Raw genomic sequence first — 9,442 nt, 5'->3', positions numbered from 1 at the left:
CCATCGTCTGCTTGCTGTTCCAGTCTAAGATACCATGCTTTCTCAACCATATCAAAATTGTGCTATTGCCCTGGATGCCATACTTCAGTTGGGCTTCGCTTTGACTAAGAGCCCCTTTTTCTATCTCATCAACTAACTGCAGTTTGAAGGCTAAACTGTAATCTTTCTGAGTCCGCTTAGGTACTCTGAATTGTCCTTTGTTCATTATGGCTACACTGTTTTTGTGTCAACCTTTTTTAGGACGAGGCAGTTCTGAAAAAAATAAAAGCCTGCTCATTGAGCAGGCTTCGTATAATAATACAGGCAAAATCAGGAATCAGCGATTTATTGCATAAACGCAGGCATCATATTTTCAAACCTTGGACAACGTGTTTGGTCGCCGGCATTCTGCGAATGTTTGTAATGGCCACGTACGAACAGAGAGAATTCAAAACCGCCTGCCCCGTTGCTTGCAGGTTTCAGGCTGGAATTGTTGACGTCGTAGGACATCGTAAGTGAGTAATCGGTGTAGTCGATCTTCATTGTTGGAATCAGCGCGTCGCCTACACGATAGAAACAGCCGGCATAAAGTGTAAATACTTTACCTGCCTGTCCGTCGTATGTGCTCCAGCTGACCATACCGCCGCCAATTGTTTCCTGGTAAGGATTTTGGTTCGTATAGTTAAAGTGGAATGTAAGCCCGAAGTTGTTCGGCAAATAAGCCTGGATACCAAGATTTCCTGTCCACTTGGTCGAAAGGCGAACGAGCGATTCATTGTCCGCAAATGCATCTTTTGGACGAGCTACGTGATAGGCTGCGGCGCCGATGTAATAATTGATTCGATTGTTTGGACCAACCGAGCTATTGAAGCTGACACCAGCAGAAAGATCGAAATAACTAACCTTATTGTACGTGTTTGTTTCACCGGATGGATTGGTGGAACTGTAAGATCCGCCGAGCCATTGATTGTCGAAAGTCATTTTGGACATATCTACCGAACGCTGTACATAACCACCCGCAAAGCCGACAGACAGGTAAGACTGGTGTTTGTCTTCGATTGCTTTGTTATAATTGATGGCCGGATATACCTGCATCGTAGTAAAATCAATGCTGCCGGCACGGTCATAAGTTGCTGTAAGGCCAAAACTCAGGTAGTCAGGAACATCTTTGCTGAGTGCTACCCGCGTTTCATAAGAGCCCAGAACCGTCACGAACGGTGTAGCGACATTGCTCCACTGATTGCGAAAATTGACGCCGGCTTTGTAATCGCCGCTGAAAATTCCGGTCAATGCCGGATTGCGCAGCATTGAATTTTCGTAGAACTGCGAAAAGTGAATGTCCTGCGCTGCACTCCTTTCCGGATTTATGAACCATCCTGCGGCGATGGCTGATAATGCGATTATATATCTTTTCATAAAACTGTTTTTTGAGATGAAAATGTGCTTATCGTATCAGGGAAACATCGCCTTTAATTTGTAATGGTTGCCCTGTCACACAAGTCGCATCCACTATATAGATATAAGTATCCGGAGTCAGGCGCTGTCCTTTGTAACTGCCGTCCCAACCATACGAAGGGTCGTTAACCGGCATGTTTTGCGCATCGAAGACAAGTTCACCCCAGCGATCGTAAATACGCATTCGTTTAATGGTACTTACGCCTTTGCCATGTGGGTAGAAGATATCATTCTGACCATCACCATTTGGTGTAAACGTATTTGGAATGAAGAGCTGGTTATTGTCGCATTCTACACTCAATGTAATAGCATCGGAATCGCTACAGCCAAATTCATTAGACACTACGAGTGTATAAGTCGTTGTTTTTATCGGTGACGCTACCGGATTTGGACAATCGCTACAGCTTAAATATGCAGTTGGCGTCCATTGGTAGATCGTAGCATCGGTAATCTTAGGATTCAGCGTCACGCCTGCACCTGCGCCTACAGCCTGGTCTGGTCCCAGATCAACGGTTGGTTGCGGATTGACAATTACCGTTACATAATCTGTATCCGTGAAACACTGATTTTCCTGGATCAAAACCATGTAGGTTGTAGTGACATCCGGCGTTGCCGTAGGTGTAGCGCTTGTAGTACTATTAAGTCCTGCAGATGGGCTCCACAGATAGCTGGTACCACCACTTGCAGAAAGATTTGCCGATTCTCCTTTACATAAAGTATCGCCAGGGCCAACGGAAGTCGGCACGTGTTGTATCACTGATATATTAAGTTTTGCGCTGTCCTTACATCCATTTGCATCAGTACCGACTACCTGATAGGTAGTGTTTGTTGTAGGAGTTGCCAATGGATTTGGACAATTATCACAAGAAAGTGTATTAGATGGAGTCCAGAGATAGCTTACGCCACCAGTTGCCTGCAGTTGAGCAGATGATCCCACACAAAGCGTTTGGTCTGCACCGGCGCTGATTGTTGGCGGCGTGAAGAAATTCACTGCAACAGTAGCAGTAGCCGAACAGCCATTGGCATCGGTACCGGTAACAGTGTAAACAGTAGGTGTTGTCGGCGTAGCAATTGGATCTGGGCAGGTAGTGCAAGACAAGCCAGTTGCAGGAGACCAGGAATAAGTCACAGCCCCGATAGCATTAAGCTGCGCTGAATTGCCTTTACAGATTGTTTGCGGAGCGCCGGCGGTTACACCCGGAGCAGGATTTACAGTTACGGTTACCGTGCTGGTTGCGTGACAACCTGCGGTGCTTGTTCCCGTTACTGTGTAGGTTGTTGTTGTAGTTGGGCTGGCAACTGGATTTGCACAGTTGGTACAAGATAATCCCGTAGCAGGAGACCAGCTGTATGTGCTGGCGCCCGAGGCTTGTAATTGTGTAGTTGTACCTGCGCAGATGGTTTGGTTAGCACCTGCATCAACCACTGGCAGCGGATTTACAGTCACAGTTACGTGTCCGGAATCAACGCAGCCATGTGTATCGGTACCCACCACAGTGTAGGTTGTCGTGTTTGTCGGAGTTGCAACCGGACTTGGACATGCGGTGCAGGACAAACCTGTTGCAGGAGACCAGACATAGGTAGAACCACCAGTTGCATTTAATGTTACCGATGAACCGGTACAAAGATTCTGGTTAGAACCGCCGCTGATAATTGGTTGCGTATAGATTGTTACTGTTACTTGTGATGTAGCAGTGCAGCCATTTGCCCCAGTACCTGTTACAGTGTAGGTCGTTGTTGTTGTTGGGCTGGCGATTGGCGAAGCACAGTTGGTGCAAGACAAACCGGTAGCAGGGGACCATGAATAAGAAACCCCGCCCGTTGCCGTCAGTGTTGTGCTGTTTCCTTTACAGATTGATTGACCGGTGCCAGCTGAGATCGTTGGTGCCGTATTTACCGTTACTGTTACAGTGCTCGTATTACTACAGCCGTTCGAGGTTCCTGTCACAGTGTAGGTAGTAGTTGCCGTTGGGCTTGCTACAGGTGAAGCACATGTAGTACAAGACAAACCGGTTGTCGGCGTCCATGAGTAAGTAGTGCCACCTGTTGCGGTTAGTGTTACAGATCCACCTGCGCAAATTGTTTGATTGCTGCCAGCGCTGATAGTTGGCAGTGGATTTACCGTTACTGTTACCTGCGCGGTATTACTACATCCACCAGTGGCGGTACCCGTTACGGTGTAAGTAGTTGTTGACGTAGGGTTCGCTACCGGCGATGCACAGCTGGTACAAGATAATCCTGTAGCAGGCGACCATGAATAAGTAGTGGCTCCTGTTGCATTAAGAGTTGTCGCCGCACCATTACAGATCGCAGCGTTTGGACCGCCACTTACTGTTGGCAGGTTAGTTACCGTTACCGTTACTGTAGAAGTAGCGGTACAGCCATTTGCGCCCGTTCCGGTTACCGTATAGGTAGTCGTAGTAGTTGGATTGGCCGTTGGCGAAGCGCAGTTGGTACAAGACAAGCCTGTTGCAGGAGACCAAGAGTAGGAAACACCACCCGTTGCAGTAAGCGTAGTGGAAGCCCCTGTACAGATCGTCTGGTTTGTACCCGCGCTGATAGTTGGCGGTGTATTTACATTCACAGTTACCTGAGCGGTGTTGCTACAAGTATTAGCATCGGTTCCGGTAACGGTGTATGTAGTTGTAGTAGTTGGATTGGCTGTCGGTGAAGCACAGTTTGTACAAGATAAGCCAGTCGCAGGTGTCCATGTATAAGAAGTACCGCCTGTCGCCGTCAATGTGGTAGAGTTGCCAGAACAGATCGTCTGGTTGCTGCCCGCGCTGATAGTTGGCAGTGGATTCACCGTTATGGTTACCGTGCTGGTATTGCTACATCCACCGGTTGCGACACCAGTTACAGTATAAGTCGTCGTCGTAGTTGGATTTGCTGTTGGTGAAGCACAGTTTGTACAAGACAAGCCAGTAGCAGGGGTCCATGAATAAGTAGTAGCACCTGTTGCATTTAATGTTGTGCTGCTGCCATTACAAATTGCTGCATTAGGGCCCGCACTTACCGGTGGTAAATTGGTAACGGTCACTGTTACTTGCGCAGTTCCGGTACATCCGCCTGCGGCGGTTCCTGTTACGGTATAAGTCGTAGTTGTAGCCGGATTTGCTGTTGGTGAGGCACAGTTGGTACAAGACAATCCGGTAGCTGGTGTCCAGGAATAAGTAACGCCGCCCGAAGCATTCAATGTAGTGGAAGAACCTGTACAAATAGTTTGATTCGGCCCACCGCTGATAGTTGGCGGTGCAGTTACATTTACTGTCACCTGAGCCGTGTTGCTACAAGTATTGGCATCTGTTCCGGTAACTGTATAAGTGGTTGTAGCGGTTGGATTGGCTGTCGGCGAAGCACAGTTTGTACAAGATAAGCCGGTAGCAGGTGTCCATGTATAAGAAGTACCGCCTGTCGCGGTCAATGTGGTAGAGTTGCCAGAACAGATCGTCTGGTTACTGCCGGCGCTGATGGTTGGCAGTGGATTCACTGTTATGGTTACCGTGCTGGTATTGCTACATCCACCGGTTGCGACACCAGTTACAGTATAAGTCGTCGTCGTAGTTGGATTTGCTGTTGGTGAAGCACAGTTTGTACAAGATAAGCCAGTAGCAGGGGTCCATGAATAAGTAGTAGCACCTGTTGCATTTAAAGTTGTGCTGCTGCCATTACAAATTGCCGTATTAGGGCCCGCACTTACCGGTGGTAAATTGGTAACAGTCACCGTTACTTGCGCAGTTCCGGTACATCCGCCTGCGGCAGTTCCTGTTACGGTATAAGTCGTAGTTGTAGCTGGATTTGCTGTTGGCGATGCACAGTTGGTACAAGATAAACCGGTAGCCGGCGTCCAGGAATAAGTAACGCCACCCGAAGCATTCAATGTAGTGGAAGATCCTGTACAAATAGTTTGATTCGGACCACCGCTGATAATCGGAGTTGCGGTTACGTTCACAGTTACTGTAGCGGTGTTGGAACAACCGGCGGTGTTAGTTCCCGTAACCGTATAGGTAGTTGTTGTTGCCGGGTTGGCCGATGGCGAAGCACAGTTTGTACAAGACAAGCCTGTGGCCGGGGTCCACGAATAAGTTGTACCGCCAGTTGCCGTTAAGGTTGCCGATGCGCCGTTACAAATGGAAACGTCACTGCCGGCGCTGATCGTCGGTAGCGGGTTGACCGTTACGATGACCTGATTGGTATCGGTACAGCCGTTTGTAGCAGTTCCTACAACGGTATATGTTGTGGTACCTGTCGGATTTGCAACAGGCGAAGCGCATGTTGTGCAAGACAAGCCCGTTGCCGGAGACCAGACATACGTTGAAGCGCCCGTTGCGGTTAATGTCGTAGACCCTCCCGCGCAGAATGAAACGTTGCCGCCTCCGCTAACGGTAGGTTTTGGAAGAATATGCACGGTATCCGTAACCGTATCCTTACAGCCCACAGCACTTGTCAGTACTAATTTTACGATATAAGTACCTGCTGTCGCATAAGTATGAGACGGGTTATGAGCAGTGCTTGTCCCGCCGTCGTCGAAGGTCCAGCTCCGCGTTGTTATCGTGGCTGTAGTGGAGAACACGGTATCAGTAAACGCTATGGTGCCGGATCCGCAAAGGGACGGTGGTTGATGACTGATCGCGGCAGTCATACCGCCTACCTTGACTGTATCCACACCGTAGATTGGTAGGTCACAGTTGGCACCATTGCTTGCTATCAATTTCGGAACATAATTGCCCGGTAATGTGTAAGTATAAGTAGAAACGCTGTTGCTGGTAGTAAGTGTAGTGCCATTGTCGAAATCCCAGATAATATATTGGGTATTCGATGTTGTGGCCGTAAGTGTAATGGTCAGCGGGGCGCAACCGGAAAGCGGAGCTATTGAGAAGCTACCTGTAGGACCATGAACAGTCACGGTCTTTATCATTGAATCCACACATCCCGAGGCATTGGTTACCTTCAGTTTTACCTGATAAACGCCAGGAGTCGTGAACACACTAGTAGGGTTGGGACTGGTAGAAACGTTGCCATTTCCGAAGTTCCAGAAATAGTTTGTTGCCCCTGTCGATACGTTAGTGAAGTTAACAGTTAATGGAGGACAATTTGCGGCAGTGTCACTCATGTTGAAACCTGCGACAACGCTGGATACGTTGATGTACGCGGTTTGCGTCATGGTGTCCGAACATGTGCCACCTTCCGTAGCAATTAATCTTATGGTATAAGTGCCATTTGCCGCGTACGTATGCGAAGGGCTGGTAGCGGTAGAGCCGGTACCGTCGCCGAAATCCCAGTTGTACGTAAGTGTGCCAGTGCCAACTGATGTGTTTGTAAATGTTATCGGAACATTTAAGCAAGCATTGGTAGGACTCGCTGTAAAGCTTGCTGTTGGCTTATTGACGATTACAGCGCCGATATGCGTCGCAGTGTCGGTACAGCCACTGGCATCCGAAGCTATGAGTGTTACCGTGTAAGTTCCGGCAGTCGGATAGGTGTGCGTTGGCGAAGTCAGGGTACTTGTGGTACCGTCGCCGAAATTCCAAGCGTAGCTGCTGGTAGATGTTCCCTGAGGAAAGGTTGTGGTGTTCGTAAATGTAATTAATGCAGGTGCGCATGCAACAGCCGGCGTATTAGTAAAACTAACAACCGGTCCTTTTATTTTGACGTAATTCGTCAGAGTAGTTGTAGTGGAGCAGTTATAAATATCTTTGACAGTAAGGATTACCGTGTAAGAGCCAATCGTTGAATATACATGGCTGGTAGTACTGGTAGTTGTGGTAGTAGCAGGACTGCCGTCTCCAAAATCCCACGTATAGCTGACGTAATTAGAGTCTGATGTTGCAGTAAAATTTGCAGTTCCACTTTTACAAATGGAGGTATCGTTGCTGCTGAATTGAGCAACCAAAGGGAAAAGTCTTACTTTTTTGACGATAGTATCCGTACATCCAAAGGTTGTATTGGTTACTGTTAGTTTAACAATGTAGGGTACTCCATTATTATTAGAAGCGTAAGTATGCACCGGATTGGTGACACCCGTTGCCGTATTACCATCGCCAAAATCCCAGGAATATACCTGCGCACCTATCGATGCATCTGTAAAGGTCACTTGTAGCCGGTTGGAACAATTTACGGTGTAATTAAAGTCTGCCTTCGGAGGATGGACCAAAATTAAATTGGATTGAACCATTGTATCGGTACAGCCACCATTATTTGCGATGAGTGTTACTGTATAAGTACCGGGATCGTCGTAGGAGATCACCGGATTAGTTTGTGATGACGTAGTTCCGTTTCCAAAGAGCCATGTATAGGTTGTAACAGTGCCAGTGGACGTATTTGTGAATGTAACTGGCGTGTTCGGGCAAACTGTTGTCGGTGCCGCAGTGAAATTTGCGGTAGGTTTAGTGTTTACGTTAATCGTAATTGGGCTACTCGTGGCAGTACAACCGGATGTTGTGGTGATAGTAGCAGTTACTGTATACGAACCGAGCGCACTATATGTGTGAGTCGGGTTTGCACCGGTGCCTGTGTTGCCGTCACCGAAGTTCCAGGTTATTGTACTTACCGGAATTAGTGATGTTATGTTTGCAGAAAATGTGGTGGTCAGTGGAAGGCAACCTGCATTTGGAGAAGCGCTGATAGATATCGTTGGTGCTACAATTTGCACCAGATTAGGTGAAATAAATGTGTCTGAGCATCCGCCATTGCCGGTTGCGATAAGTCGGACAGAATAAGTACCAAATGATGTGTAAGTATGTGAAGGAGATGTTTGTGTTGAAGTAGTACCGTCACCAAAATCCCATGTATAGCTCCCTCCGGATGAGGTGTTAGTAAAAGCGGTAGTTAAAGGGGTTGAACAGCTTATTGTGTTTGTGGCTGTAAAGCCGGCCGTCGGTGAGGCATTTACAGTTATCACTGTGCTGGTAGAATCAACGCAAGTCCCGTTGCCACCATAAAGCTTGACAGTGTAGTTACCTGGTGCACTGTAAACATGAGTTGGTGCTGCAAGATTTATTGCTGTAGTACCGTCACCAAAATCCCAGAAGACATAGGGAAAGGCATTCGTTATTGTAAACGTGACAGGATGACCTACGCATGCAGGTGAGCTGTAAGTAAATGCGGGATTAAGGCCGCTGCTTACATTTACAAAGCCTGTCTTCGTTATAGTATCCGTACAGCTGCCATTTGATGCAATCAAGGTCACCGTATAGGTGCCTGATGCAGTATACGTATGTGTCGGAGACGCAGCTGTTGACGTTCCGCCATCGCCAAAATTCCATTGATAGGAAGCGCTCCCTGTTGATGCGTTCGTAAAAGAAACGCTGGCGGGCGCATTACACGCGGTATTATTTGCAGAAGTAAAATCCGCATGTGGCTTAGCCAATACGGTTATGTAACTGCTTTTTGTAAATGATTGGGTACACCCTCCACTGTTTACAGCGACAAGGGTAACATTATAAGTTCCGGGTACGGTGTAGGTGTATGTCGGATTGGCGGCAGTAGATGTACCCCCGTCCCCGAAATCCCAGCTATATGTGCCGGCACCTGGGGTGCCTAATGTTGTTGTATTGTTGAACGTGACTGTCTTTGGTGCACAGGAGACACTACTGTCGCTAGCTGTGAAATTCACCGTGGGCTTGGGATTCACAATAACGATGTGCTGTACCGAGCTAGAGGTGGAGCCATCCCAAACGACGAGTGTCACGGTATAAGTGCCGACACCAAAATAAGTGTGGGACGCATTGGCGATCGTAGTGTCGGTATTGACGGTGCCATCCCCGAAATCCCATTTCCAGCTTATTGGTGTGCCTGTACTCTGGTCAATAAAATTTACCAGTACTGGCGAGCAACTAAAGGTAGGCACGGCCTGAAAGGCTGCCTGAAGTGCAAAAGAACGCACTGGCAGACCTATAGCCATACCTATACACAATAACGTGTAAAGTAAACGACGCATAAATCGCATTTTGCAATAAATAAAAAAATAGAAAGGTCAAATGCTTATTCCTGTAGTCAGAACTCTTTT

General features: G+C 47.7%; 2 protein-coding genes and 1 pseudogene. All 3 read right to left on the bottom strand.

Annotated elements, in window-relative coordinates:
• A pseudogene (locus DN068_RS10160) lies at nucleotides 1-205 on the bottom strand (hypothetical protein); the annotation flags it as partial.
• Nucleotides 206-324: 119 nt separating this feature from the next.
• Nucleotides 325-1,395: a PorP/SprF family type IX secretion system membrane protein gene (locus DN068_RS10155; protein ID WP_110998800.1), complete on the bottom strand. Its 1,071-nt coding sequence runs from the start codon at nucleotides 1,393-1,395 to the stop codon at nucleotides 325-327.
• A gap of 28 nt (nucleotides 1,396-1,423) precedes the next feature.
• Nucleotides 1,424-9,373 carry a PKD domain-containing protein gene (locus DN068_RS22360; RefSeq protein WP_243630203.1) on the bottom strand — a complete coding sequence of 2,650 codons (7,950 nt, stop codon included), beginning with the start codon at nucleotides 9,371-9,373 and terminating at the stop codon, nucleotides 1,424-1,426.
• Nucleotides 9,374-9,442: the final 69 nt, after the last annotated feature.

This window comes from Taibaiella soli (genome assembly GCF_003236175.1).
GTDB lineage: Bacteria > Bacteroidota > Bacteroidia > Chitinophagales > Chitinophagaceae > QKTW01.
This window is presented reverse-complemented; position numbering and strand designations above follow the sequence as displayed.

Excerpts from the sequence above, each read along its gene's own strand:
- DN068_RS10155 (WP_110998800.1), bottom strand. The coding sequence starts at position 1,395 with ATGAAAAGATATATAATCGCATTATCAGCCATCGCCGCAGGATGGTTC.
- DN068_RS22360 (WP_243630203.1), bottom strand. The coding sequence starts at position 9,373 with ATGCGTCGTTTACTTTACACGTTATTGTGTATAGGTATGGCTATAGGT.